Raw genomic sequence first — 26,906 nt, 5'->3', positions numbered from 1 at the left:
CTCTACAGAAAGCAGAAGGGCCGGCATTTCGCCGGCCCTTCTTCATGGCATCACGCGGTCAACCGCCTCAGAACTTCGCGGTGAATTCCACGCCGAACGTGCGCGGCTCGTTGAGGAAGCCGGTGAGGTTGTTGAAGTCGATCGCACCGACCACGCGGGTCTGGTTGGTCAGGTTGCGGCCGAACACGGCCACGTCGTACTGGCCGTAATCCCAGTTGTAGCCCACGCGCAGGCCACCTTCCAGCGAGCTGCGGCTGCGGAACTCCGGCGACTCGTACAGGAAGAAGTTCACCGGGCTCTTGTACGCCCAGTCGGTGTAGACGTAGATCTCGCTGGCGTCGTTCACCGGGAAGCCGGCACGCAGGGTCAGGTTGTGGATCCACTTCGGCGCCTGCGGCAGCGGGTTGCCGTTCACCAGCGCGTAGGTGCCGCCGTTGATGACGGTGGTCGGGTCGGTGATGGTGCAGCCACCGCCGCAGATCGCCACCGCCAGATCGCGGTCTTTGATCTCGGTGTCGTTGTAGCTGCTGCCCAGGGTCATCAGCACGTGGTCGGTCAGGTAGGCCTCGAGGTCCAGCTCGAAGCCCTGGCCGATGGTCTTGTCGGCGTTGAGCAGGGTGGCGGTGTTGTTGCTGCCACCCACCGCGATCAGCTGCTGGCCGTCCACGTTGTAGCGGAACACGTTGAAGCCCAGGCGTGCGCGGCGGTCGAACAGGTCGGCCTTGATGCCGGCCTCATACGAGATCACCTTTTCCGAATCGGCCTGGGTGACGCCGCCGAACGCCAGGCGGCCCTGGATGGACGGTGCGCGGAAGCCCTTGGCCACGCGCGCATAGGCGTTGATGTTGTCGGTGATCTGGTAGACGCCGCTCAGGTCCCAGCTGACATCGTCCACGTCACTGTTGGCCAGGTACGGGCCGCTCACCGGCGTACCACCAGACACGGCCTGCAGCACGCTGGCGGTGAAGTCCTTCTTGTCCTGGGTGTAGCGCACGCCGGCACGCAGCTTGAAGCGGTCGGTCACGTCCAGGTCGCCCGAGGCGAACGCGGCCCAGGCCTTGTTGCGCTGGCTCTGCACGGCGTGGCCGGTCTGCGGGTTGCCCGGGGTCAGCGAGTCGTAGTTGAAGCTGTCGATGGTGACGTCTTCATCGAAGTAGAACACGCCGGCCTGCCAGTCGAAGCGGCGCCACTCGTTGGATTCGACGCGGAATTCCTGCGTCCACTGGCGGTGGTGCGGCAGGCCGTCGGCCGACTCGGACGGGAACGGAATGAAGCCCGGGCCGTAGTTGCCCGCACCGAGGAACGAGGCGCCGTAGCCGCCGTCCACGTCGCCGTGGTTCAGCGATTCGGCGGTTTCATAGCCGGTGATCGAATGCAGGGTGACCCGGCCCAGGTCCCACTTGATGCGCGCGCTGCCGCCCCAGGTTTCCAGGTTGGAGAAGTTCAGGCCGTCGGTGGACACCTTGTCGCGGTCGAAGTTCTCGACCAGTGCGTTGCTGCCCGGCTGGATGATGTTGGCGCGGAACAGGCGCGCGGTGCCGTTGAGCTTGCGCTTGTGCAGGTTGAACAGCGCTTCCACGTCGTCGCCTTCGTACAGGAACTGCACGCGGCCAGCGGCTTCGTCATAGCCTTCGAAGCCCGAGCTGGGCGCATTGGCGATGGTGTTGTCGACGTAGTTGTCGCGGCGCTGGTACAGCGCGGACACGCGGGCCGACCAGCGGCTGGTCAGCGGGCCGCCGTAGGCGCCCTGCACGTTCCAGGTGTCATAGCTGCCGTAGGACACCTTCACGTAGCCGTCGGCGTCCTGCGAGGGGCGTGCCGAATCGAACTTCACTACGCCGGCCGGGGTGTTGCGGCCGAACAGGGTGCCCTGCGGGCCGCGCAGCACTTCCACGCCGGCCAGGTCGAACAGCGGGAAGCCCTTCAACAGCGGGCTTTCCTGCACCACGTCGTCGTACACCAGCGACACCGGCTGCGAGGCATTGAGGTCGAAATCGGTGTTGCCCAGGCCGCGGATGTAGAAGCGCGGGAAGGCACGGCCGTAGGACGACTCGATGTTCAGGCTGGGCACGCGTGCGGACAGGAAGCGGATGTCATCGCCGGCCGAGCCGAGCACATCCAGCTTTTCGCCCTGGATGGCGGTGATCGCCACCGGCACGTCCTTGGCATTTTCCACGCGCCGCTGCGCGGTCACCTGCAGGGCGTCGAGGGCAACCGGGTCCTTGGCGGCAGGGGTTTCCTGGGCGGCTGCTACCAGCGGCAACAGAGCGGAAAGAGCGGCAACGAGGGGGCGCGCGACCGGATGGCGGCCACGGGAAGTGCGGGTCGGAGACATGGCGGTAGGCTGTGTTTGGAGGGGTGGTAAAACGGCGCTACCAGATAATTGTTGCAATACAGCACCCGCGCCGCAAATGCCGATCGTTCATGGCCCTGCCATTCGCCCCCGTGTGCTGCGGCTAGACTCGTGGTTTGTTCCCGCAACGGAGCTGCAGCAATGACCCAGTGGTACTTCCATGCCGCCGGCCAGGCCGAGCGTGTCGGCCCGCTTGATGACGAGGCCGCGCGCGCCCATGCGCAGGCGTATCCACACGCGCTGGCCTGGTGCCAGGGCATGTCCGGGTGGACACCGGTGTCCGACGTTGCCGCACTGCGCCAGCCGACCGCGCCTACGTCGCCACCGGGCGCACCACCGCCGGCCGCGGCGCATCGCAGCGTGGAATCGCCGGTCAGCAACAGCGGCGGCCACGGCGACCCGATCGATTTCCGCATCGTGGGCCATGAGATGCAGTTCGTGGAAATCGGCCTGGACCCCGGCGAGAGCGCGATTGCCGAAGCCGGCGCGCTGATGTTCAAGGACGCCTCGGTGCAGATGGACACCGTGTTCGGCGACGGTTCGCAGGCCAGCAGCGGCTTCATGGGCAAGGTGATGGCCGCCGGCCGCCGGGTGGTCACCGGCGAAAGCCTGTTTGCCACGGTCTATACCCAGACCGGCAACGGCCGCGGCACCGTGGCCTTCGCCGCGCCCTACCCCGGCACCGTGCTGCCGATGAAGCTGGACCAGCATGGCGGCCGCCTGATCTGCCAGAAGGACAGCTTTTTGGCCGGCGCCCGCGGGGTACAGATCGGCGTGCAGTTCCAGCGCCGGATCATGACCGGCCTGTTCGGCGGCGAGGGCTTCATCATGCAGAAGCTGGAAGGCGACGGCTGGGTGTTCATCCATGCCGGCGGCTGCGTGGTCGAGCGTGAGCTGGCCGCCGGCGAGCGCCTGGACGTGGATACCGGCTGCGTGGTGGCCTACCACCCCACGGTGGACATGGACGTGCGCCGGGTCAGCGGCATCAAGAGCATGCTGTTCGGTGGCGAGGGCGTGTTCCTGGCCACCCTCACCGGGCCGGGCAAGGTCTGGCTGCAGTCGCTGCCGTTCTCGCGCCTGGCCGGGCGCATGTGGATGGCCGCGCCGCAGGGCGGTGGCAAGAACCGCGGCGAAGGCTCGGTGCTGGGTGGGCTGGGCCGCATGCTGGACGGCGACAACCGCTTCTGACCTTCCACGGTAGCGCCGGGCCACGCCCGGCGAGCGCAGCGGCGACGGCAACGGCACCGCCAGCTGAACCATCGGCCGGGCATCGCCCGGCGCTACCCACGTAAATTGCAGCTTCGGTATGCTGGCGCCCTTTCCTGAACCCGCGCCCCGTGCGCCGCTGCCGATGACCGTGTTCCGCCCCCGCGTGCTGCTCTCCGTCGCCCTGCTCGGCCTGCTGGCCGGTTGCGGTGGCGAAGAGGTGCGGCCCACCCCGCCCCCGCCGCCGACCGTGGTGCCGCAGGCCAAGCCGGTGAAGATCGGCATCGCCCTGGGCGGCGGCGCGGCCAAGGGCTTTGCCCATATCGGCGTGATCAAGATGCTGGAAGCCAACGGCTTCGAACCGGTGGTGGTGTCCGGCACCAGCGCCGGCAGCGTGGTCGGTGCGTTGTATGCCAGCGGCATGGACGCCTTCCAGATGCAGAGCAAGGCGGTGGCGCTGGACGAAGCCAGCATCCGCGACGTGCGCCTGTTCTCCGGCGGCCTGGTGCAGGGCCAGAAGCTGCAGGACTACGTCAACGAACAGGTGGCCAACCGCCCCGCCGAGAAGCTGAAGAAGCCCTTCGCCGCCGTCGCCACCCAGCTGGAAACCGGCGAGCGTTCGATCTTCGTGCGCGGCAATGTCGGCCAGGCGGTACGCGCGTCCAGCAGCATTCCAGGCGTGTTCGAGCCGGTGAAGATCGGCGGCCGCAACTACATCGACGGCGGCGTGGTCAGCCCGGTGCCGGTGGATGCCGCGCGCCAGCTGGGCGCCGAGTTCGTGATCGCCGTGGATATTTCCAGCAAGGCCAGCGGCAAGGCGCCGACCGGCATGCTGGGCATCGTCAACCAGTCGATCGCGATCATGGGCCAGCGCCTGGGCGAGCAGGAACTGGCCCGCGCCGACATCGTGATCCGGCCGAAGGTGCTGGATATCGGCGCAGCCGATTTCAGCCAGCGCGGCACCGCCATTCTGGAAGGTGAGAAGGCGGCCATGGCGGCCATGCCGCAGATCCGCGCCAAGCTGCAGCAGATGCAGAAGGCACGCGGTGCGGCGCTGGCACCGACCCCGGTCGTGGCCCCCAAGTGCGAAGAACCGTCGCGCCTGGGCAAGCTGATGGGCCGCAAGGAAAAGTGCTGAGCTGAGACTATCGGCAGGCGTGGCCCGCAGGCCGCGCCCACCGCCTACGCAGATGCGCCGGGGCCGGTCAGGCCATGACCGGCGCGCTGCGGGCCTGCTGCAGCTGCTGATCCTGCTCACGCTGCAGCGCCTGTTCCTGCGCCTGCCGCTGATCGTTCACCGCCAACTGCTGGAAGGTCTGCTCCACCGAAGTCGCCAGCGCCTGTGCCACCGGCATCTGCGCGCGCAGATGCGCCGGGTCGGCCGGGTCGCCCTGCACCACGAACAGGTTCGGCCCTTCCTGCCCGGCCGCCGCCCCGCGCCCCATCAGCACGTGGTCCACCCGCTGCAGGTCGGCACCGGCCGCCAGCGTGGTGAGGTTGGCGCTGACGCACTCGCTCTGCGCATCCCACGGCTTGCCCAGCCCCGCCTCGAGATCGCGCACGCCCGCCGCGCACTGCTGGTAGAGCGCGTGGCGTGCATGCCCGGGCTCGCGCGGATCGATGCCGGCACGCTGCCGTTCCGGCTGCATCTGCAGCGGGGTGGCATCACTCAGCACGAACGGGCTGGCCATGATCGGCCGGTCCTTGTTCTCATCGTCCGCATGGAACTGCCCGCGCAGCGTCTCGCGCAACTGGCGCACATCGCGTGCATCGTCCAGATACCGCAGCGTGGCCGGATCGGTCTCGCGCACGCTGCCCACCGGCACCGAACCGATGGGCAGCGGCAGCACCGGGGCATTCACCGGCACCGAGACTTCGCGGCGCCACTGTCCCTTGGCATCGTCGTGCACATACGTCGCACCGTGGTAGGCAATCCGATCCGGGTCGAGATTGGACACCGGCTGCAGGCCATGCGGTCCACGTGCCTCGGCCATGTTCTTCAGATAGCCGGCCGGATCGTCAATCAGGTTCCGGTACTTGCCGAGCACCAGGTTTGTTGTCTCGGCCGCGCGATCCAGGCCGCGATTGTTGTTGTCCAGCAGCATGGTCCAGACGGCTTCGGCTTCTGGATCGCCGCCATGCACGCGGGCGGCCATCAGTAGCGTGTAGGGCGTCCAGGCAGAGGGATCGATACCGCGTGCCTTGAAAGCTTCATCGTGCGCTTTCTGGACATCCTTCACTGGGAGATTCAGCGCCAGCTCCGGTCTTCCCGCATCGAACTGCGCTGCGCGCAGCGCGAAATCGCGCCGGATCAGATCGACGCCGAATTCCTGCCACTGACCTTCGTTGAAATGCACCCCATCGGCGCGCGCTTGCCGGTCGGCAAAGCTGTTCGCCGTGGCACCGGGGTTGTTGTCGTTGCGCACGACACCGAGTGCCAGCAGGCCGTAGCCATCATTGCCCTGCTTCTGCGCGAGGTAATTGAAATACAACTCGCGGTTGCCCGCCTCTGCGTAAGCCTCGAGAATATCGAGGTCCTGTCTGCTCAGTCCGTCCTTTCCAGTATTCACTTGCGCTCCTTCGTGATGTTGTCAATCAGCAACGCGCGCGCGCGCGTTGCGATCTGCTTCCATTGCGGCAGCCCCTCGCGGGGATACGTGATGTCAACGATGGTGTTCAGTTCTTCGATGACGAACGTCTGCTGGCATTCGGCGAATCCAATAACGCGCTTCTTCACCATCTTTCCATCACGGTACTCCACGCCCGACTCGGTGATCTCGCGCGGCGTACAGCGAACCAGCTGGTCGACGCGCCCCACGTCGTCGCGCGATACGTACCAGTCGTAGTGATAGTCCGGTTTCATGACCGGTGCTGTTTCGGGCAATCCCCTCGCGCGGTGGTAAGCACGCACGTTGTCCATGTCTACGTAGTAGGGAACCAAGCCATGGACCGCGTCACCCTGGACGCGCCCTTCCAGTGATGCCGCCGGATCATCGCTCCGGCCTGGCCGGGGGGTGTATCTGCGCTGCATCACGTCCCAGACATCGGCCCGGCCGATGTACATGTAACTGAGACTTACCGTGCGGATGGATACATCGACCGTGAGGTTCATCCGCTCGCCGGGCTTGAAGGGCTGCAGCGACGGGTACTCCAGCGCCAGCGAGAAGCTGCCATCGTGCTCGGTGCCCATCTGGTTGCTGAAGTAGTTCTGCGGCAGCTCCAGCAGGTATGGGCCCACGCAGGCCTGCTTGATGGGAGCAGGATCGGCGTAAGCGTTCTGCGGACCCAGGCTGCGCTTGCGCGTGCAGCCTTCCTCGTTGGTCTGCGTCGGCGACATATTGCGCGGCGTTTCAGCCTGCGCGCACGCACCCAGCAGCAGCGTGATCAACAGGCCAGCCACGGGCAGTTTCAGCAGATGCATTGCAATCCTTGCGGTAAGACACGGCCCAGCATACGTCGCGCCATGAAGGTGCGGCGTGGTCATCGCCCGGTTGTGCGGCCCCGGTCACAGCGCGAACCACTGTCCCAGTGGCCCATCCGCGCGGGTATCAGCGCAGTGGCCGGTAGCCGCTGGCGTGCTGCCGCTCGCGCTTGCGTGCCTGCCGGGCCTGTTCCTGCAGAGCGGCCGTGTGCTGCAGGTGTTCCATGCCATCGGCAGGCACATGCAGCTGGCGCCGCGCACGGGTCATGGCCAGATAGGCCGCGCGCACCGGGTTGTGCCAGATACGACTACCCTGCCCTGCGCTGAAGCAGCTGGGCGACAGTGCAACCACGTCGAACTGCAGGTTCTTCGCATGTTCGGCCAGGCACAGCACCACGCCGCCATCGCTGGCCGCTTCCTGCGCGTCCAGCACCTGCAGCAGCGCCTGCACCTGTTCGTTGGATGCCAGCAGTTCCACCAGTGCGCCCTGCCCGTCGTCGGCCAGGGCCGCCAGCACGCGCTGCCACTCCTGGCTGGAGCCGTTGTCGCCGCGCCGACGCCAGGCGTCCAGCGGGCGCTGCAGTTGGCTGCGCAGCGCGCGCAGTGACGCCGGGTGCAGGTAGGTGCTGAGGCCACGCAGCTGCAGCTGGGCCGCATCCTGGGCCAGTGGGGCCGCGCTGCCGTGGATGCGCAGGCCGGCGATCGGCACCTGCGTCCAGTCGCGGTACTGCAGCACGCCGGTGGCGCGGTCGGTGGCGCCAACGAAGGGCCCGCTGTCCTGGCCCAGCCCGTCCAGCGCCAGGGTCTGGTTCACCAGGTCGTCCACCTGGTTGCCCTGCCGCACCGACTGGTGCATTTCCAGCACCTTCGATGCAGCCCAGCGCGGCACGGTGCCGGTCAGGCACTGGTACGGGTCGCCCAGGCTGACCACGCCTGGCGCGTGGGTGGCAAGCAGCTGCTTCCACGATGGGCTGAGATCGTGTGCCTCGTCGATCAGCAGCATGCCCAGCTCCAACGGTGGACGCACCCCGCGCAGGGCCAGCCACTTGCCGATGTGCAGCGGGCTCAGGCTCAACAGCGTGCCACGCTGCAGCTCGGCGTCGAACATGCAGCGCCAGACATACTCGGCCGCCTGCAGATAAGGCCCCACGTCGAGCATGGCCGCCGGCACCGAGCGGTCGAAATGCTGGAAGGCCATGCGCGGCGCTGCCGAGGCACACCAGCGGTTGATCGCCTCGAAGGCCGTCATCAGCACCTGTTCCGGCGTACGCGCGCCGATGCCCTGCAGGCCGATGCGCCCGGCAATCTCGCGCGGGGTGCGCGTACTGCGCCGGTAGCTGGCCACGAAGCCGTTGCTCAGGCCACTGCGCGCGGCGTGCTGGGCCAGACGGTTGGCGAATTCGATCTGGGTCAGCAGGCGCGCTGCGGTACTGCCCGGCACGCGGCTGCGGAATGCTTCCACCTGCGCGCGTGACGGCGCCACGTAGGTGTAGCGGCCAGGGCGCGCATCCATCAGTGCCAGCACCAGATGGCCCTTGCCGGTACCGGCGTAGCCGTCCAGATCGATCAGTTCATCGGGATTGGCCGCGATGGCACGCAGCACGCGCGCCTGCTCGCTGGTGTACAGGCCGTGGTGTTCGACCGCGCGCGCGTCTTCGGCGTCGGCCTGGTCCTGTGCAGCATCGTCATCATCGACATCGCTGGCGAAGGTGGCAGGAAAGCGGATGGCATGCTCGGCCAGCGTCTGCTGGCAGGCCTGCTGCAGGGCCAGGCCGGGATAGGCGCATGGCGACTGCACGATGAAGTCCTGCAGGATCTCCGCCGGGGCCAGCAGCACACCGTGCGCGGCCAGTGCGGACAGCCAGGCATCCAGTTCCGGCTGCGCGCCGCCGCCCTGCCCCGCCAGCTGCGCGGCTGCGGCGGCACCATCGGCGGCGAACAGCGTGCAGGCATCGTGCAGCAGCCGCTCGATCTCCGCTGGTGCGTGCAGGCGTGCGCGGCACAGCTGCGCGGCCATCAGCCCGGCCTGTTCCAGCGCGGTCTGCGGCGGCGTGCCATGGGCGATGAAGCGCGCCAGCGATTTGCGCTGCAGTGGCAGGAAGGTGGTGGCAAGCACCGGGGGCTGGATATCGGACATGCCTGTTACCGGAAAGGAACGCTGCGGCGGGCGCAGGGCGGTGATGCTCGGCTACCCGCCCGGCGCCGTCAAATCGCAGCGGCCGTTCATTCCAGCTGCGACAGCGGCAGGGCCTGGAACCCCTTCACCGTGCGCAGCACGAAGCTGGAATTGGCATCGGCCACGCCGCCGGCGTTCAGCAGCTTGTCCAGCAGGAAGCGCGAGAAATGTTCCAGGTCGCGCACGTAGACGTGCAGCAGGTAGTCCATGTCACCGGTCAGGGCATGGCAGGCCACCACTTCATCCCAGCCCTGCACGCTGTCCACGAAATGGCCGATGGCGGCCTGGTCGTGCTTTTCCAGCTGCACCCGCACGAAGGCCTGCAGGCCAAGGCGCAGCTGGCGTGGCTCCAGCCGTGCGCCATAGCCCACGATCACGCCCTCGCTTTCCAGCCGCTGCAGGCGGCGCAGGCAGGCAGACGGGGACAGGTTCACCCGCGCCGCCAGCTCGGCGTTGGTGGCGCGACCATCACGCTGGATCTCGGCCAACAGGCGTATATCCGTGCGATCGAACTGGACTTCTCCGGCCATTGCTGCCCCGCAACACGGTGAGTACGCAAGGATATTGCGCCACAAGGCCAATTCTGCGCAACTTTTGCAACCCTGTTGCGCGCGCCCTGCCCTAGCATCACCGGTATCCCATCAAGGAGTGCCCCATGGACCTCGCCCAGCCCCGCCGCGTCGAACACCAGCAGACCGACAAGGGCTACGTGCCGGTGTACACCACCGCGCTGGTCGAGCAGCCGTGGGAAACCTACAGCGCAGACGACCACGCCACCTGGAGCACGCTGTACCAGCGCCAGCGCGAGCTGCTGGTCGGCCGCGCCTGCCAGGAATTCCTGGACGCACAGGACGAGATGGGCATGAGCGCGCACATGATTCCGCGCTTCGACCAGTTGAACGAAGTGCTGGGCGCGGCCACCGGCTGGACCCTGGTGGGCGTGGAAGGCCTGCTGCCGGAACTGGATTTCTTCGACCACCTGGCCAACCGCCGTTTCCCGGTCACCTGGTGGATCCGCCGCCCGGACCAGATCGACTACATCGCCGAGCCGGACCTGTTCCACGACCTGTTCGGCCATGTGCCGCTGCTGATGAACCCGGTGTTCGCCGACTACATGGAAGCCTACGGCCGGGGTGGCGTGAAGGCCCACGCGATCGGCCCCGACGCGCTGCAGAACCTGACCCGGCTGTACTGGTACACAGTGGAGTTCGGCCTGATCGACACGCCCGAGGGCCTGCGCATCTACGGCGCCGGCATCGTGTCGTCCAAGGGCGAATCGCTGTACTCGCTGGAATCGGCCGCGCCCAACCGGATCGGCTTCGACCTGCAGCGGATCATGCGCACCCGCTACCGCATCGACACGTTCCAGAAGACCTACTTCGTCATCGACAGTTTCGAACAGCTGATGCAGGCGACCTCGCCCGACTTCACCCCGATCTACGCCGCACTGGCCGACCAGGCCCACCTGGCGGCCGGCGATGTGCAGGCCGACGACCGCGTGTTCCAGGCGGGTACCGGTGAGGGCTGGGCAGACGGCGGCGACGTCTGAGGCCACCCTCTGGCCGTTGGGGTCAGATCCCTTTCGCACGAAAGGGCGCTGACCCCGAATGCTGCTGGCTAACCTTCAAAAGCCTCTGCCGCTTTTGAAGGTTATGACGGTCGTCCCATGGCGTCCGCTATCCTGCACGGCATGTCTGACGTATTTGCCTCGCTGCGCGTATCCGACGTCGCCTTCAACGACGACTTCATCCTGCTGACCCTGGCCGATGGCCGCCGCACCCGCCAGCCGCTGCGCTGGGCGCCTGCGCTGTTCGAGGCCACGCCCGAACAGCGCCTGCACTGGGTTGCCACGCCCAACGGCCTGGGGGTGAACTGGCCCGCGTTGCTGCCGCCGCGCGAGGACGGCGTGGTCGATATCCCCAACCAGGTCTGGGACGACCGCTACGAGGCGGCGCTGGCACGACTGAAGGCGGCGGCATGGACGCTGGATGCGCTGTCCGATGAGGACCAGCAGCTGGTGGCGCTGTGGCGCATGGAAGCGGACATCAACAACGGCGGCTTCATGCAGTTCCTGTGCAACTGGGGCGACCCCACCTGCCAGTTGGCGCTGCGTGCGCTGCAAGCGATGGGTGCGGTGCACACCCACGCGATCCTGGCCGGCATGCGCGGGCTGCTGGACCGGCTGGAAGATGACCCGGCGATCACCCAGCTGACCGACCTGTACGGCGCGATGACCGAGCAGGAGCAGGAGGCACTGCATGCCTTCGACGAAGCGTACTTCGAGCGCCCGGAAGATCTGGCCCGGCTGGGGTTGATGCACTTCGGCCCGGAACCAGTTGAACAACGATGACCCAGCCCCCGGTAGAGTCGAGCTTGCTCGACTGACGTAGAAGAGCAGTCGAGCAAGCTCGACTCTACGGCGCCGCGCCCCCTCTGTAGAGTCGAGCTTGCTCGACTGACGCGGTGTTGGTATCACGGTTCAACGCGGGTACGCCAGCAACACCACCAGATCCTCGTCGCCCACCTGCTGCAGCGCGTGCGTACTGCCGGTGCGTGTCAGCAGCGCATGGCCGGCACGCACGTCGTGCTGCCTGCCATCCAGCACGTAACTGCCCTGCCCGCTCACGATGTAATAGATCTCGTCCTTGTGCTGCGGATGCAGGCCGATGCCGGCGCCTTTGTGCAGTACCCGCTTGCGCAGCACGAACGGCAGATCCGCTGCATCGGCGAAGAACGGATACGCGGTGGTCGGCCCGGCACCGCCATGCGGGCCTGGCTGGGTGCGCTTCACCGCGTCTTCGTGCACCATTTGCGAGGCGCGCGGCGCTTCGCCGCCCTGCGCCGGCGCCATCACATCGCAGTCGATATCGCGCCGCAGCGCCGGTTTCAGATCGGCACGCAAGGGCACCGCCTCGCGCAGCACCAGGCAGGCCACCGCGTTGGCGCCGGCCACGCTGAAATGCGTTCCGTCGGCCTTGCCCTGCTCGGGCACGAACAGGAAGTACGGTCGTGCGCCCTGCTCGCCCAGCGCGCGGATCCAGCGCGTGCTGCGGTCATTCAGATCGATCAACGCGATCTGCTCGCGCGCGGCCAAGGCCTTCATCGACTGCGTATAGCGGCCATGCGTGTCCAGCAGCGATCCGAAGTCGTACAGCAGGCGCGCCACCGGGGTGATCAGCACCGGCGTGGCGCCGCGCTCGCGCGCCACCTGCACGTAGCGCATCAGCAGGCGCGGATAGTCACTGTCCGGATCGGTGTAGCGGCTGGCGTCTTCAAACTTCGCATCGTTGTGGCCGAACTGGATCAGCAGCACATCGCCGCGCCGCAGCTCGGCAGCGATTGCGTCCAGGCGTCCTTCGTCGATGAAGCTGCGTGTGCTGCGCCCGCCCTTGGCGTGGTTGTGTACTTCGAAGCGCGCCGGGTCCAGGTAGCTCTGCAGCGCCTGGCCCCAGCCCGCCTGCGGTGCGCGCTCGGGCCCGTATTCGGCAGCGGTGGAATCACCGGCAATGAACACCCGTACGGGGGCCGCCTGCACGGCGGTGCATGACAGCAACAACAGCAGCAACAGCCTTCGCATCGCGGCACTCCTGTAGAGCCGAGCCCTGCCCGGCTGCGTTGCGGAAGCGGCGCGGACCAAGGTCCGCACCCACCGTTGGTTGCGTTGCCGGGTTACCGCGCCAACCAGCCACCATCGACCGGCAGCACCGCGCCGTTCACGTAGTCCGACGCGGACGACGCCAGGAACACCGCCGCACCAGCCAGGTCATCCGGCGTGCCCCAGCGACCGGCCGGGATGCGGTCCAGGATCGACTGGTTGCGCGCTTCGTCGGCACGCAGCTGGGCGGTGTTGTCGGTGGCCATGTAGCCCGGTGCGATGGCGTTGATGTTCACGCCCTTGCCTGCCCACTCGTTGGCCAGCAGGCGGGTGATGCCGGCGATGCCGCTCTTGCTGGCGGTGTACGACGGCACGCGGATACCGCCCTGGAAGGACAGCATGGAGGCGATGTTGATGATCTTGCCGCGGCCCTGTTCGATGAAGTGGCGACCGGCCGCCTGCGAGATGAAGAACGCAGACTTGATGTTGACGTTCATCACGTCGTCCCAGTCCTGCTCGCTGAAGTCCACGGCATCGGCGCGGCGGATCAGCCCGGCGTTGTTGACCAGGATATCCAGGCCACCCAGGCCTTCGATGGTTTCGCGCACCACGCGTTCCACCGGCTCGATGCTGATCAGGTTGGCTTCGATGGCCAGGCAGCGGCGACCCAGCGCGGTGATCTTCTCGATGGTCTCGGTGGGCGGGGCGATGCCGGCCACGGCGACGTCGGCGCCAGCGGCGGCCAGCGCCACTGCGATGCCCTGGCCCAGGCCGGTGTTGCCACCGGTGACCAGAGCGACCTTGCCTTCCAGGCTGAAGGGATTAGCCATTGCGTATGCGTTCCTTGGTAGGGGCGTGCGTGATGCAGGCCGAAGGCCACCGGCGCGGGGGGCACGGTGGCGGGGCAGGGCTTACTTGAGCTGGCAGATGTCCAGCACGTGCATGTCGGTGTAATCCAGGTTTTCGCCACCCATCGCCCAGATGAAGGCGTAGTTGCTGGTGCCGGCACCCATGTGGATCGACCACGGCGGCGATACCACCGCTTCGTTGTTCTGCATGACGATGTGGCGCTGCGCGTCCGGTTCGCCCATGAAGTGGTACACGCGGTCGTTCTGGCCCAGGTCGAAGTAGAAATAGACCTCGCTGCGGCGGTCGTGCAGGTGCGGCGGCATGGTGTTCCACACGCTGCCCGGCTTCAGCACGGTCAGGCCCAGCAGCAGCTGCGAGGACTGGCAGGTGGCCGGCACGATGTACTGGTAGATGGTGCGTTCGTTGCTGGTTTCCAGCGCGCCGCGATCCAGCGCCACCGCGTCCTTGATCGACAGCTGCTTGGTTTCAAAACGCGCGTGGGCCGGGGTCGAGGCCAGGTAGAACTGCGCCGGGTTGGCGGCGTCCTGCGAGGCGAACACCACGTCCTTGCTGCCCATGGCCACGTACAGACCATCCTTCGGGCCCAGCGTGTACACGGTGCCATCGACGGTGACGGTGCCAGTGCCGCTGCCCACGTTGATCACGCCCAGCTCGCGGCGCTCCAGGAACGGATGGCCGGCGGCCGAGGCCGGCTCGGTCTGCGCCGGCAGCGCCAGCGGGGCATCGACCGGGGCGGCACCGCCCAGCACGAAGCGCTCGTAGTGGGTGTACTTCAGGGTGATCTGGCCGGCGTTGAACAGGCCGTCGAGCAGGTACAGCTCGCGCAGCTGGTCGTTGCTGGCGCCCTTGATGGCGTCGGGATGGGTGGCGTAGTGGGTCTTGCAGTACATGGCTTCTCCAGAGCAGGGGGCGGGCCGAAGGGTTCGGCCCCGGCGCGGTTCGTGATCGATTCTAGCGACACTGGTAACCGGTGTCATTTTGCGTCGCACGATAGGGTGATGTGTCGCAAGCAAGCTTGCGACCTACCGGACTGATGCCTTCGGCATCAATCCTCGGGCGGTTGGCAGGAGTCGCGGACGATCAGGTGCGGGCGCACGCTGGCAATCTGCAGCGCGGCCTGGCCTTCGGGCTGGATCAGCATGGCCGCGGCGGTGCGCCCGGTGTCGCGGGTATGCCGGCGCACCGAGGTCAGCGACGGCCACAGCCGCGAGGCCAGTGGGCTGTCGTCGTAGCCGACGATGGACAGCTGGCGCGGAATGTTGATGCCCGCCCGCAGCGCCACCTTGTAGATGCCGGCGGCCATTTCATCGTTGCCGGTGAAGATGGCGGTGGGCCGGCGCTTGCCCAGCAGCAGTTTCTCCGCCGCGGCCACACCCGATTCGAAGGTGTAGCCGGCCTCGATGATGCGGTCCTTCGGCAGCTCGATGCCACGCTGGGACAGCGCGTCGATGAAGCCGGCGGTGCGTTCATGGGCCGAGCGGTAGGCGCTGGGGCCGGTCACCAGGGCAATCTCGCGGTGGCCCAGCGACAGCAGGTAGTCCGCCGCTTCGGCGGCGCCGTCGCGGTCATGGGTCACCACCATCTGCGAACTGTCATCCAGCGGCAGCGCGGCCACGCGGGTGAAGCGGCAACCGATCTCATCCAGCATGTCGGCCAGCGCCTGGTCTTCGGACGCACGCGGCACCAGGATCACCCCGTGCAGCTTCTGCTGCTGCACGAAGCGGCGCACGCCATCGATGTAGCCCGGGCTGCGGCTGTCGCAGGGGTGCACCACCAGTTCGAAGCTGGAGCCGCGAAGCGCGTCCAGCGCGCCGTACTGCATGTCCACGATGTACTGCGCGGTGGGGTTGTCGTAGACCATGCCGATCAGGAAGGAGCGGCGGAAGGCCAGGCCACGGGCCAGCGGATCGGGCGTATAGCCGACCTCGCGCATCAGCGCCTCGACCTTGTCACGCGTGTCCTTGCGCACCAGGGGCGAGTTGTTGATGATCCGTGAAACCGTTTTCTTCGATACTCCCGACAGTCGCGCGATGTCGTTGATCGTGGCGGCCTTGCCCTTCGCCAATGCCGGCGTGGCGGCATCGTTCTTGTTGCGCACTGACATGTAGTGAACCCGGTAAGTCTGGGGATTCCAGCGCGCGCTCAGTCCAGCGCGCGATAGCGGAAGCTGCGGAAGGTTACCGCACCGTCGCCGGCCGCATACAGCGCCGGTTTCAGTGCCAGGAACTTGCCCGCCACATTGTGATGGTAACCGGACACTTCCATCTGAACCGGGTACTTCTGCCAGCGCTGGCCATCGGTGCTGGAGTGGATGGTGACGATGTGGCGGTTGTTGGTCACCCGCAGCCACAGCTTGCCGCCCTTTGCGCTGGGCGCCAAGCGGGTGGGGCGTTCCTCGCCGTAGCGGTGCATGATGAACTTCTCGCCGTTGCTGCCCACGCCCACGTACAGGCGGTCGCTGTAGAACAGCAGGGCGCCGCCCACCGCGCCCGGGGCGATGTCCATCTCCACCTCGAACTGGTAGGCCTTGTCGCCGGCGATGGCGGTCAGCGGCGAGCTGTCGCGCGGGGTCTGGCCCTTGCCCTGCAGCACCAGGCCCTGGCCGCTGAAGCCCAGCCGCCGGTACTCGTCCTGGGCCGGGTTGAAGAACGACCACTGCGGGCCAAGCGACTTGCCGCGGAAATCATCGGACAGGGCCATGCCGTGGCGACCCACCGATTCCCCCGAAGGCTTGCGCAGCGGCTGGCCCAGGTCGCCGCCCTTGGCCACGAACCAGCCATCGTCGGTCCACTCGATCGGCTCCAGCAGGGCCTGCCGGCCCAGCGTCCAATAGCCGTTCTCGTAGCCGTGGTACATCATCCACCAGCGCCCGTCGGTGCCTTCAATCACCGTGGCATGGCCGCGCGACCACCAGGGTTCGGCGGCCGACTGCGTGCGCATGATCGGGTTGTTCGGTGCGTTCACCCACGGCCCATGGATCGAGCGCGAGCGGGCGGTGATCACCATGTGCCCGGTGGGCGGCCCGGCGGTGCCGCCCACGGCGGTGGTCATGTAGTACCAGCCGTCGCGGAAGTGGATCTTCGGGCCTTCCTGCGCATAGGCCTCCACGTCCCAGCTTTCCGGGTATTTCCAGCCGTCGTAGACGTGCTTCGGCGTGCCGACCACGCTCAGGCCGTCGTCGGCCAGCTGCACGTAGTCGCCGCCGCTCAGGAACAGGTAGCGCTTGCCGTCTTCGCCCACGGCATGGCCGGGATCGATGTAGCCGCCCAGGCCGATGTCGATCGGCTCGCTCCACGGGCCCTTGATGCTGTCGGCCCAGACCACGAAGTTGCTGCGGTGTTCGCCGGTACGGGCCGGGAAGTAGATGTAGTAGCGGCCCTGGTGCTTGACGATGTCCGGTGCCCAGATCGCGCCCACGTTGCGGGTGATCGCGTGGCCCAGCGGCTGCCAGTTCACCAGGTCGCGCGAGTGCCAGATCGGCAGGCCGGGGTAGGCATCGAACGAGGACAGGGTGAGGTAGTAGTCCTGGCCGTCCTTCAGCACCGACGGGTCGGGGCGGTCGCCGGCGAACACCGGGTTCAGGAAGGTGCCGTCGCCCAGGTCGGCCTGGCGCTGGTTCTCGATGCCGCGCTTCCACGCCGTGGACGCTGGCTGGGCCTGCGCCAGCACAGGCGCAGCCAGCAGCAGGGTGGCGGCCAACAGGGATTTCAGAGCGGTGCTGGACAGCATCGGGTTCCTCCGTGGTGCGGATGCGGGTTCAGGGGGCGCGGTGCCCGCTACGCGCGCGCCAGGCCGGCGCGTCGCGGTCAAGCAGGGCCTGCGGCCAGGTGCCGTACCAGTGGTAGCCGGTGCGGCGTTCGCGGCCCACCTGCGCATAGGTCTGAAGGCGCTGGCCCTGGCGGTCGGCCAGCACTACCGTGTTGTCGGCCAGGTCGTGGAAGCGGCCCCACAGCAGCGGCGCGCCGGGGTCGGCCAGCAATTGCCGGTCCTGCGTGCTGCGGTGGTGGGCGAACTGTTCGGCCGGGGCATCCACGGTCTGCAGGCGCAGCCCGTGCAGGGCATTGGCCTGGAACCAGGCCAGTGCGCCGTCGATGGCCTGCACCGTCTGCGGCGACGGAGCGGGAATGGACATCAGGTAGCGCACCACGCCCACGCTTTCGTCGGTGACCAGTGCGGCCAGTTCGAACTTCCGCCCCGGTGCGGGCTGCAGCGTGGCGGCATCGTATTGGCCCGCCCAGATCGTGGGCCGGCCCTGCTGGCGCACCTGCAACTGCAGCAGGCAGGCATCCCCACGCTGCACGGCGCTGGCCACCCGTGCACGCCGCGCGGCATCGACGAAGGCGAATCGCTGCGCCGTCTGCACCTGCCGCAGCGTGGTCAGCACGCCACTGGTCACATCGTCGGCGAAGGTGATGCGGTCGTGGTAATCGGTACGCGCCGGCACCGAGTGCGGCCAGCCGCCGCAACTGGCGATCTGCTGGTCGAGGATGAAGTCCAGGCCGCGCAGCGCTGCATCGCGATAGCGGCTGTCACCGCTGCGGGCGAAGGCTTCGGCCAGGTAATCCACCTGGGTATAGGTGGTGCGGTTGTCGAAGCTGCCGCCCGGTTCGTCCTGCGCCTTGCGTGCGGCCTCGCGGGCCGCGGCATCCAGCACCCGTAGCGGGTCCTGGTTCACCGGCCAGCCGCCGGAGCGGCGCTGCAGAAGCAGCAGGTTGTCGGCAATCTGCCGGTACTGCTGCGGCTGCAGCCGCGCGTAATCCTCTGCATGGCCGCTGCGCCAGTGGTTCACCCCATCGTTGAAGCTGCCCACCGGAATTGCCTGTGATGCCGGCGATGCCGGCGGCGGCCCGGCCTGGGCGGCGGCGGCCGCCACGCCCAGGCACAGCAGCAATGGCAGCGTGCGCCCGCGCATCATGCGCGCAACGCGGCCGGCAGCCACAGCGACAGCTGCGGGAAGAAGGTGACGATCAGCAGCACCGCCAACGCAGCGAACCAGAACGGCCAGATGGTGCGCATGCTCTGGCCCACCGTGATCTTGCCGATGGAGGTACCAATGAACAGCACCGAGCCCACAGGCGGGGTCACCAGGCCAAGGCCACCGGTCAGCACCAGCACCAGGCCGAAGTGGATCGGGTCGATGCCATAGGCCTTGGCCACCGGCAGGAAGATTGGCGTGCAGATCAGGATCATCGGCGCCAGGTCCATGAAGGTACCCAGCAGCAGCAGCATCACCACGATCATCAGCAGCACCATGAACTGGCTGTGCGCGAACGACTGCAGGAAGTCCACGGCCGCAGTCGGCACCTGCAGGTAGGCCAGCAGCCAGCCGAACACGGCGGCGGTGGCGATCACGAACAGGATCACGCCGGTGCTGCGCGCGGCGTGGATCACCGTGTCGAAGAACTCGCGCCAGCGCAGCTGCCGGTACAGCACCGTGGTCACCAGCAGGGCGTAGACCACGGCAATGGCCGCGCTTTCCACTGCAGTGAAGATGCCCGCGCGGATACCGACGAAGATCAGTGCCACCAGGCCCAGGCCGGGCAGGGCGGAGACGATGCGCAGCAGCACCGCGCGCCAGCCGGGGAAAGCTTCCACGCCATAGCCACGGCGGCGTGCCACCGCGTAGCCGGTCAGCATCAGCGCCAGGGTCATCAGCAGCGCGGGAACGATGCCGGCGGCGAACAGATCGGCAATGGACAACCCGCCGCCCGCCGCGGCCGAGAACAGGATCAGGTTGTGCGACGGCGGCACCAGCAGCGCCACCAGCGCAGCGGTGATGCTGACGTTCACCGCGAAGTCGCGGTCGTAGCCGCGCTTGACCATCTGCGGAATCATGGTGCCGCCGACGGCCGAGACGTCGGCGATGGCCGAGCCGGACACGCCGCCGAAGAACAGCGAGGACAGGATCGAGACCTGGCCCAGGCCACCGCGCATGCGGCCGACCAGCGACGAGGCCAGTGCGATCAGGCGTTCGGAGATGCCGCCGCGCATCATGATTTCACCGGCGAAGATGAACAGCGGGATGGCGATCAGCGACGCCGAGCCGGTACCCGCCGAGATCTGCTGTACCAGCACGATGGTCGGAATATCCAGGTACAGCAGCGTAGCCAGCGCCGCGGCCGCCAGCGCGTAGGCCACCGGCACGCCCAACAGCAGCAGCACGGCGAACACGGAGAACAGAATGGTGATACCCATGGATCAACGATCTCCTTCAGCGTCATCGGCGCCGGTATCGGCCGCCGTCTGGTGCAGTGCCTTCCACGCACGGTTCAGCGCGAACAGCAACATGAGAGCGCCGCCCAGTGCCAGCGGCAGGTAGTTGATGCTCTGCGGCAGGTTCGCGCCGGCCGCCTTGATGTCCAGGCCGTCCAGCAGCAGGTCGGTCGACCAGAACGCGATGAAGCCGCCCAGTACCGCCACCACCAGCTGGATCAGCACATCCACGGCGCGGCGCAGGCCGGCGCCCATGTACGCGTGCAGCAGGAAGAAGCCGAAATGGCGGTTGGTATGCACGCCACAGGCAGCACCCAGGCTCATGGCGGTGGCCAGCAGCAGCAGGGTGACCGGTTCGGTCCAGCTGGGCGAATCGTTGATCACGTAGCGGGCGAACACCTGCCAGCCCTGCACCACCACCAGCCCCAGCAGGGCGGCCACGGCGCAGTAGATGGCGATGTCGGCAATGCGGTCCAGCAGGCGCTGTCCAGGCCCGGCGGCGGGCGTCGTCGTCTCGGTCATGGCAGGGTCCTCAGGCAGCGCGGATGCGATCAACCAGCGCGGCGATATCCGGCTGTTGCAGGTAGTGCTTCAGCAGTGGCTGTGCGGCCGCGCGGAAGGCCGGCATGTCCACTTCGTTGGCTTTCACGCCGTAATCGAGCACGGCGCGGCGTGCGGCGCTTTCAGAGGCATCCCACTGCTCGCGCATCACCGCCACCGAAGCGCGTGCGGTGTGCAGCAGCAGTTGCCGGTGATCGGGCTGCAGCCGCTCGAAACTGGCCCGCGACATCAGCAGCACGTCCGGCGCATACGAGTGATCGCTCTGCGACCAGTAGTGCGCGGCCTCGAAGTGGCGGCTGGAGTGGAAGCTGCGCATGTTGTTCTCGGCACCATCGATCATGTGCGTTTCCATGCCCGAGAAGGTGTCGCCCAGCGACATCGGCGTGGGGTTCGCGCCGAGCAGGCGCATCAGCTGGATGAAGATGTCCGACGAGGCCACGCGAAGCTTCAGGCCGTGCAGGTCCTTCGGTGCCACGATCGGGTGCTTGGTGTTGTAGAAGCAGCGCGCGCCGGAATCGTAGATCGCCAGGCCGACCAGGTCGCGGCTCTCGAAACCACGCAGCACCGCCTCGGCCACGCCATCGTCCAGCGCGGCACGCTGGTGCGCCACCGACTTGAACACGTAAGGCAGGCACAGCGCCTGGGTCAGCGGAAACGCGTTGTTCAGCGCACCGGCATACACGCGGGTGATGTCGATGGCGCCGAAGCGGGCCATGTCGATCGCTTCCGATTCGCGGCCGAGCTGGCCCGAGTGGTATTGGCGCAGGCGCAGGCGGCCGTTGGTTTCGCGCTGCAGCGTCTCACCGATCCACTTCACCGCGGTCACGGTGGGGTAGTCGGCCACGTGCACGTCGGTGGCGGTCAGCAGGGCGCCGCCGTCCACGCTGCCGCCCGGCCCACGGCTGCAGGCGGCGAGCATCGGCGTGGCCAGGGCAGCAGCACCACCGGCCAGGAAATTACGTCGTGTGATCATCTGCGCCCTCCCGCGCGTGTTCACTGGGGCGTGCTGGCGGTTACCCGGCCGGCACGGCCCTGCAGGCAATGTCGCCGAAGCCGGCGAAACGCACCAGCGCGGTCTGCCCGGCGGTGATGTCATGGATGCCGGTCGCGTTGCCGGTGGCGATCAGGTCGCCCTTGCGCAGCGGGCGGCCACGCAGCGCCGAACGGGACAGCGCGAACGCGTAGGCCGCGCGCAGCCCGCCCGGCAGGCGGGTGGCACCACCGGTGCCGACCACTTCGCCTTCGATCAAGGTTTCGGCGCGCAGTGCGGTTTCATCGCGCGTGGTCCAGTCCACGATCTCCGGTCCCAGCACCAGGCCGTTGTTGTTGCCGAAGTCGGATACCACCACGCGCGGGCCCAGTTCGTTGATGGTGGCCAGCGGGCTGCTGGCCACTTCCACGCCGATGTACAGGCGGGCGGGCAGGGCTTCGGCCTGCTCGGGGGTCCACTGCACCTGTCCGGCCGGAGCGTCCTCCAACAGCTCCAGCACGTACTCGGCTTCGACCGCCGCGAAGCCGCCGACGAAGATCGGGATGTCCGTTGTTCCACCGGTAGCATTTTTCAGCTGACGGGAAAAAACCGGGCCCAGCAGGCGCTCGTCCCCGGACCCATCGCGGCGCTCGGCGGCGATGTAGCCCACTTTCCAGCCCACCACCTGGTCATCCCAGGCGGCAATGGCCAGGTCCTGTAGCTGGTAGGCACTGACCAGGTCGGCGGGGATATTGCCCGGGAATGCGGGCAGGGCCTGCCCGGCGCGGCGCGCCGTGGTGAAGGCGTGGGCGATCGCGGCCGCATCGTCCGGCGGCGGCGTCTGCCCGTGTGTGCCGTGTTCGTTGCTCAAGAACGGTCTCCCTGTGTTTGTTGCACTGCCCATCGACAGCGTCTGCAGGAGGTGTATATGGTAAACCGGTGTCATCGTGCAAGCCGCAGCGCATCAAGTGCACCGGACCTTGCCTTGGGGCACGCTGTTCCCTGCCTTCGGAGCCCTTGCCTGCCATGCGTCTGCGTCCTGTGGTGCTGTTGTTGTGCGCTCTTCTGCTGGCCACGCCATTGAGCGGTGGCGCCACGCCACTGCGCGAGGGCGAACGGCCCAGCCAGGAGCTGGCGGGCGAACAGATCGCGCTGTGGCCGGTCGGACAGGTGCCCGGCGAACAGGGGAAGCCCCGGCCGCCACGGGTGGTCGAGCGCAGCAGTGACCCGGCGCAGCCTGACCGCTACGTCGACCAGGTGGACGCGCCCTACCTGCTGGTGCACACCCCCGCACGCAGCAACGGCCTTGCCCTGCTGGTGATTCCCGGCGGCGGCTACCAGCGCGTGGTGATCGACAAGGAAGACAGCGCCTTGCTGCCGGAGTGGGTGGACCGCGCCGGCTACACGCTGTTCGTGCTGCGCTACCGGCTGCCGCAGCCGGGCCGCGACCGCCAGGCCGCGCTGGCCGATGCACAGCGTGCGATGCGCGTGGTGCGCGCGCAGGCGGCCCGGCGCGGGCTGGACGCGCGGAGCGTCTCGGTGATGGGCTTTTCCGCCGGCGGCCATGTGGCGGCACGGCTGGCCACCGGCTTCGATGTTCCGGCCTATCCGGCACGCGATGCCATCGATCAGCTGAGCGCGCGCCCGGCACGGGCGGTGCTGGTGTATCCGGTCATCGACATGGGCGCGCACGCACACAGCGGTTCGCGCAAGCGCCTGCTGGGCGAACAGTCGGATCCCGCGCTGGCAACACAGTATTCGATGCAGCAGCAGGTGCGCGCGGACATGCCGCCCACCCTGCTGGTGCATGCCAGCGACGATGGCGTGGTGAGCGTGCACAACAGCGCGCTGATGGCGCAGGCACTGGCGGCGGCCGGGGTGGAGCACGAACTGCACCTGTTCGCGCACGGCGGACATGGTTTCGGCATGCGGGTTGCGCCCGGTTCCACGCTGGCGCTGTGGCCGGCGCTGGCGCAGGCGTGGCTGGCGGCGGGTGAGGCAGGGGTGGGGTCAGAGCCCCTCCCCGGTGGAGAGGGGATACAACCCCGGGGTAGCCGATGAACACCGCGCCGAACGATCTTCAGCGCCGCCGTTTCCTGCGCGACAGTGCACGCTGGGCGCTGGCCACGGCAACGATGGCAGCGCTACCTGCCGCCCTGGCGGCACCCGGCCCGCGCGCAGATACGCAGGTCGTGGCGCGGGTGCGGGGCGGCCGCGTGCGCGGCCAGCGCGAACATGGCGTGCACGTGTTCCGTGGCCTGCGCTACGGCGCCGACACCCGTGCCTACCGCTTCCAGCCGCCGCGGCCGGAGGCGCCGTGGCGCGGCATTGCCGATGCACTGGAATACGGCGCGGCGGCACCGCAGGGTGGCGGCGAAGGTCCGGGCAGCGAAGACTGCCTGTTCCTCAACGTATGGACCCCTGCGCTGAACGACGGCGCGCGCCGTCCGGTGCTGGTCTACATCCATGGCGGCGGCTTCAACAACGGCTCGGGCAGCGACCCGCTGTACGACGGCAGTGCATTGTGCCGGCGCGGCGATGTGGTGGTGGTCACGCTGAACCACCGCTTGAATACCTTCGGCTATCTGTACCTGGGCGCGCTGGGCGACCCGCGCTACGCGATGTCCGGCAACGTGGGCCAGCTGGATCTGGTGCAGGCCCTGCACTGGGTACGCGCGCATGCGGCCGTGTTCGGCGGCGACGCCGACAACATCACCGTGTTCGGCCAATCCGGCGGTGGCGCCAAGATCGCCACGCTGATGGCCATGCCCGCCGCGCGCGGCCTGTTCCAGCGCGCCTGGACCATGAGCGGACAACAGGTGACCGCGGCCGGCCCGCGTGCAGCAGCGCAGCGTGCGGCGCTGGCCATGCAGAGCGTAGGTGCGGCGGACATGACGGCGCTGCTGCGCCTGCCGACGGCCGATCTGCTGGCTGCCACCCGGGCCCGCGATCCGTCGCGGGTGGAAGACACCGCGCTGTACTTCGGTCCGGTGCTGGACGAGGTGGTACTGCCGGTGCATCCGTTCTGGCCGCAGGCGCCGGCTCAATCGGCGGCCATCCCGATGGTGATCGGCAACACCCGCGACGAGACCCGCGCGTTCCTGGGCAATGATCCAGCCAACTTCGCGCTGGACTGGAACACCCTGCCGGCGCAACTGGAAAAACAGCAGTTCGTCGACCTGCTGCCGTCGGTGGTGATCGAGGCCTACCGGCGCATGTACCCGCACTACACGGCGTCGGAAGTGTTCTTCGCCGCCACCACCGCCGGCCGTTCGTGGCGCGGCGCGGTGGAAGAGCTGGAGGCGCGTGCACGGCAGCCGGCCGCTGCGGCGCCTACCTGGGCCTACCAGCTGGACTGGCCCTCGCCGGTGGAAGACGGCCGCCTGCGCGCCTTCCATACGCTGGATATCCCGCTGGTGTTCGACAACGCTGGGCTGCCCAGCGCGCGCACCGGCGGCGGCAGCGAGGCGCGTGCACTGGCGGCGCGCATGAGCGATGCGCTGATCGCCTTTGCCCGCCACGGCGATCCCAACCATGCCGGTCTGCCGGCATGGGCGCCGTACACCCTGCCGCAGCGGCGCACCATGCTGTTCGACGTGCACAGCCGCGGCGCCGATGACCCGCGTGGTGGCGAGCGCGAGCTCTACCAGCGCGTGCCTTTCCTGCAGCGAGGAACTGCCTGAGATGCGTTTTCTGACTGTCCTGCTGGCGCTGCTGGCGGCCGGCACCGCGCAGGCCGCGGCGGATCCTTCGATCAGTGACCGCCCACCGCCCACGCCGATCCGCGCCAGCAAGATCGTGCTGGTGGGAGATTCCACCACGGCGGTGCAGGGCGGCTGGGGACCGCGTTTCTGCGCCGACCATGTGACCTCGTTCGCGGCCTGCCTGAACCTGGCGCGTGGCGGCCGCAGTACGTACAACTACCGTGCCGAAGGTTCGTGGGCGCTGGTCGAGGCGGAAATGCGCACGCCGGGCTACGCCGCCACCTGGGTGCTGATCCAGTTCGGCCACAACGACCAGCCGGGCAAGCCGGGGCGGTCCACCGATCTGCAGCACGAGTTCCCCGACAACCTGCGCCGCTACGTGCAGCAGGTACGTGCCGCCGGTGCCACGCCGGTGTTGCTGACCCCGCTCACCCGTCGCCAGTTCGTCGATGGCGCGCTGGTGGATGATCTGGCGCCATGGGCCGACAGCGTGCGCACCGTGGCGCGCGAACTGCAGGTGCCGCTGGTGGACCTGCATGCGCGCAGCCGCGCCCTGGTGCAGGCGCTGGGGCCGGTGCCGGCCATGCAGTTGGCGCAGGCACCGGCCAGCCAGGCGCAGGTGGCCAGCGCGCTGGGCGGCACCACGGTCGGCGCCAGCCCTGCGGTGGCCGGTGCAACGGCGGCGGCGCAGAACGCCGCGCTGGAACCGATGGGACAGGCCAAGCGGGCCTTCGATTACACCCACCTGGGTGCGGACGGCGCAGCGGTGTTCGCCAGCCTGGTGGCGACCGAACTGGCCCGCGAGGTGCCGGCGCTGCGTCCGTTGCTGTTGCCATGATGTCGTAATTGACCCGCCATTTTCGTTGATGTTCGGCGATAACTGTCGCAATCGGCTGCATCCCACTCACCGCAGCAGGATGACAACATTCTGTTAACCCCGCTCGCCTAGACTGGCTGTCATGGGAGAGCGATTCACACCACTGCCGTTTGCGGGCCGGGAGCGCCTGCTTGCGGCCATCGACGGCGCCGTCTGCCTGGCCGATCCGCGCGCGATCACTGGCGCCCTGCAGCGTGTGCTGCGCGAGGCCATTGCCGATCCACAGATTCAGTTGCCACCCTGCGTACGCCGCCCGGTGGACGGCCACTACGCCCGTCGCGAACTGCACCGCAGCCCGACCCTGGGCTACAGCGTCATCGCCATGTGCTGGGGGCCGGGGCAGGGCACGCCACTGCACGACCACGATGCCATGTGGTGCGTGGAAGGGGTCTGGCAGGGCGAATTGATTGTTACCCCGTATGCGCTGCTGGAACGCCAGGGCGAACGCCACCGATTCGCCGCGCAGGAAGCGCTGTACGGCTACCGCGGCAGCGCCGGCAGCCTGATTCCACCGCACGAGTACCACACGCTGCGCAACGCCAGCGATGACGACGTGGCCGTGTCGGTGCACGTGTACCAGGGCGTGATGGAACGCAGTGCGGTGTTCGATCCGTTGGGCGACGGCTGGTACCAGCGCCGGGTGAAGATGATGGAGACCGACGCGGCGTGACCGCGTGCCGCCGGGCATGGCCCGGCGACCATGTTGTTCAACCGGCTGCGCCCTGCATTGCTTCGTAGAGTCGAGCTTGCTCGACTGCTGTTGGCGCCATGCAATGCGCAGTCGAGCAAGCTCGACTCTACGAAAGCCAGGGCGATCAGATCCTCCTCAACGCGGCACGTCGGCCACATTGTTCAACCGGCTGCGCGCTGCGCCGCTTCGTAGAGTCGAGCTTGCTCGACTGCTGTTGGCGCCATGCAAAGCGCAGTCGAGCAAGCTCGACTCTACGAACGCCAGGGCGA

Annotated in this window: 23 protein-coding genes; 8 read left to right on the top strand and 15 right to left on the bottom strand. The window is 67.9% G+C overall.

The annotated features are described in order from the left end of the window. Positions 1-67: 67 nt before the first annotated feature. On the bottom strand, positions 68-2,335 hold the full coding sequence (locus tag C1933_RS00305; protein WP_108751722.1) for a TonB-dependent receptor: 2,268 nt from the start codon (positions 2,333-2,335) through the stop codon (positions 68-70). 159 nt (positions 2,336-2,494) lie between these two features. Here C1933_RS00305 and C1933_RS00300 point away from each other — a divergent pair, with 159 nt between their 5' ends. Together C1933_RS00300 and C1933_RS00295 are read left to right on the top strand one after the other, a co-directional pair. After that, entirely contained in the window at positions 2,495-3,541 is a 1,047-nt protein-coding gene (locus C1933_RS00300; protein ID WP_108751721.1) for a TIGR00266 family protein, read from the top strand. 163 nt (positions 3,542-3,704) lie between these two features. Continuing rightward, positions 3,705-4,697, top strand: a complete 993-nt coding sequence (locus tag C1933_RS00295) for a patatin-like phospholipase family protein (protein WP_108754679.1) — start codon at positions 3,705-3,707, stop codon at positions 4,695-4,697. 67 nt (positions 4,698-4,764) lie between these two features. Here C1933_RS00295 and C1933_RS00290 read toward each other — a convergent pair whose 3' ends face one another. The 4 genes from C1933_RS00290 to C1933_RS00275 form a co-directional block, all read right to left on the bottom strand. Further along, positions 4,765-6,129 carry an XVIPCD domain-containing protein gene (locus C1933_RS00290; RefSeq protein ID WP_159093922.1) on the bottom strand — a complete coding sequence of 455 codons (1,365 nt, stop codon included), beginning with the start codon at positions 6,127-6,129 and terminating at the stop codon, positions 4,765-4,767. Then, complete coding sequence (locus tag C1933_RS00285; RefSeq protein WP_108751719.1) at positions 6,126-6,980, bottom strand: hypothetical protein; 855 nt, start codon at positions 6,978-6,980, stop codon at positions 6,126-6,128. Before C1933_RS00285 ends, C1933_RS00290 begins: the two co-directional genes overlap by 4 nt. Positions 6,981-7,107: 127 nt before the next feature. Next, entirely contained in the window at positions 7,108-9,117 is a 2,010-nt protein-coding gene (locus tag C1933_RS00280) for a hypothetical protein (protein WP_108751718.1), read from the bottom strand. A gap of 86 nt (positions 9,118-9,203) precedes the next feature. After that, positions 9,204-9,686, bottom strand: a complete 483-nt coding sequence (locus tag C1933_RS00275) for an Lrp/AsnC family transcriptional regulator (RefSeq protein WP_108747953.1) — start codon at positions 9,684-9,686, stop codon at positions 9,204-9,206. Positions 9,687-9,811: 125 nt separating this feature from the next. Between C1933_RS00275 and phhA the strand changes: the two genes are divergently transcribed. Next, the gene (gene phhA, locus C1933_RS00270; RefSeq protein ID WP_108751717.1) at positions 9,812-10,705 is read left to right on the top strand and encodes a phenylalanine 4-monooxygenase; all 894 of its coding nucleotides are present in this window, start codon (positions 9,812-9,814) and stop codon (positions 10,703-10,705) included. 117 nt (positions 10,706-10,822) lie between these two features. Then, the gene (locus C1933_RS00265) at positions 10,823-11,506 is read left to right on the top strand and encodes a DUF4375 domain-containing protein (RefSeq protein ID WP_234414596.1); all 684 of its coding nucleotides are present in this window, start codon (positions 10,823-10,825) and stop codon (positions 11,504-11,506) included. Positions 11,507-11,635: 129 nt separating this feature from the next. Here C1933_RS00265 and C1933_RS00260 read toward each other — a convergent pair whose 3' ends face one another. The 10 genes from C1933_RS00260 to C1933_RS00215 all read right to left on the bottom strand — a co-directional run bounded on the left by C1933_RS00260 (position 11,636) and on the right by C1933_RS00215 (position 22,236). Next, on the bottom strand, positions 11,636-12,733 hold the full coding sequence (locus C1933_RS00260) for a GDSL-type esterase/lipase family protein (protein WP_108751715.1): 1,098 nt from the start codon (positions 12,731-12,733) through the stop codon (positions 11,636-11,638). Positions 12,734-12,825: 92 nt separating this feature from the next. Next, complete coding sequence (gene kduD, locus C1933_RS00255) at positions 12,826-13,581, bottom strand: 2-dehydro-3-deoxy-D-gluconate 5-dehydrogenase KduD (protein WP_108751714.1); 756 nt, start codon at positions 13,579-13,581, stop codon at positions 12,826-12,828. Between the two features lie 81 nt (positions 13,582-13,662). Beyond that, positions 13,663-14,511, bottom strand: a complete 849-nt coding sequence (kduI, locus tag C1933_RS00250; protein WP_108751713.1) for a 5-dehydro-4-deoxy-D-glucuronate isomerase — start codon at positions 14,509-14,511, stop codon at positions 13,663-13,665. Positions 14,512-14,666: 155 nt separating this feature from the next. Next, positions 14,667-15,725, bottom strand: coding sequence for a LacI family DNA-binding transcriptional regulator (locus tag C1933_RS00245; protein ID WP_108751712.1), 1,059 nt, complete (start codon positions 15,723-15,725; stop codon positions 14,667-14,669). A gap of 38 nt (positions 15,726-15,763) precedes the next feature. After that, a complete protein-coding gene (locus C1933_RS00240; protein WP_108751711.1) occupies positions 15,764-17,350 on the bottom strand; it encodes a family 43 glycosylhydrolase in 1,587 nt (528 codons plus the stop codon). Positions 17,351-17,378: 28 nt separating this feature from the next. Then, the gene (gene pelA, locus C1933_RS00235; protein ID WP_234414595.1) at positions 17,379-18,536 is read right to left on the bottom strand and encodes a pectate lyase; all 1,158 of its coding nucleotides are present in this window, start codon (positions 18,534-18,536) and stop codon (positions 17,379-17,381) included. Further along, positions 18,533-19,816, bottom strand: a complete 1,284-nt coding sequence (locus C1933_RS00230; RefSeq protein WP_108747944.1) for a TRAP transporter large permease — start codon at positions 19,814-19,816, stop codon at positions 18,533-18,535. The genes pelA and C1933_RS00230 overlap by 4 nt, the downstream gene beginning before the upstream one ends. A 3-nt stretch (positions 19,817-19,819) precedes the next feature. Then, complete coding sequence (locus C1933_RS00225) at positions 19,820-20,356, bottom strand: TRAP transporter small permease (protein ID WP_108751710.1); 537 nt, start codon at positions 20,354-20,356, stop codon at positions 19,820-19,822. A gap of 10 nt (positions 20,357-20,366) precedes the next feature. Continuing rightward, a complete protein-coding gene (locus C1933_RS00220) occupies positions 20,367-21,368 on the bottom strand; it encodes a TRAP transporter substrate-binding protein (RefSeq protein WP_108751709.1) in 1,002 nt (333 codons plus the stop codon). A gap of 40 nt (positions 21,369-21,408) precedes the next feature. Further along, positions 21,409-22,236, bottom strand: a complete 828-nt coding sequence (locus C1933_RS00215) for a 2-keto-4-pentenoate hydratase (RefSeq protein ID WP_108751708.1) — start codon at positions 22,234-22,236, stop codon at positions 21,409-21,411. Positions 22,237-22,391: 155 nt separating this feature from the next. On the opposite strand from C1933_RS00215, the gene C1933_RS00210 reads away from it, so the two are divergent. From C1933_RS00210 to C1933_RS00195, 4 genes are all read left to right on the top strand, one after another. After that, on the top strand, positions 22,392-23,426 hold the full coding sequence (locus C1933_RS00210; protein ID WP_108751707.1) for an alpha/beta hydrolase: 1,035 nt from the start codon (positions 22,392-22,394) through the stop codon (positions 23,424-23,426). Further along, entirely contained in the window at positions 23,423-25,048 is a 1,626-nt protein-coding gene (locus C1933_RS00205) for a carboxylesterase family protein (RefSeq protein ID WP_108751706.1), read from the top strand. Before C1933_RS00210 ends, C1933_RS00205 begins: the two co-directional genes overlap by 4 nt. A gap of 1 nt (position 25,049) precedes the next feature. Then, on the top strand, positions 25,050-25,907 hold the full coding sequence (locus C1933_RS00200) for a rhamnogalacturonan acetylesterase (protein WP_108751705.1): 858 nt from the start codon (positions 25,050-25,052) through the stop codon (positions 25,905-25,907). Positions 25,908-26,028: 121 nt separating this feature from the next. Continuing rightward, on the top strand, positions 26,029-26,616 hold the full coding sequence (locus C1933_RS00195; protein WP_108751704.1) for a cysteine dioxygenase family protein: 588 nt from the start codon (positions 26,029-26,031) through the stop codon (positions 26,614-26,616). Positions 26,617-26,906: the final 290 nt, after the last annotated feature.

Source organism: Stenotrophomonas sp. ZAC14D2_NAIMI4_6 (assembly GCF_003086875.1).
Lineage (GTDB): Bacteria > Pseudomonadota > Gammaproteobacteria > Xanthomonadales > Xanthomonadaceae > Stenotrophomonas.
This window is presented reverse-complemented; position numbering and strand designations above follow the sequence as displayed.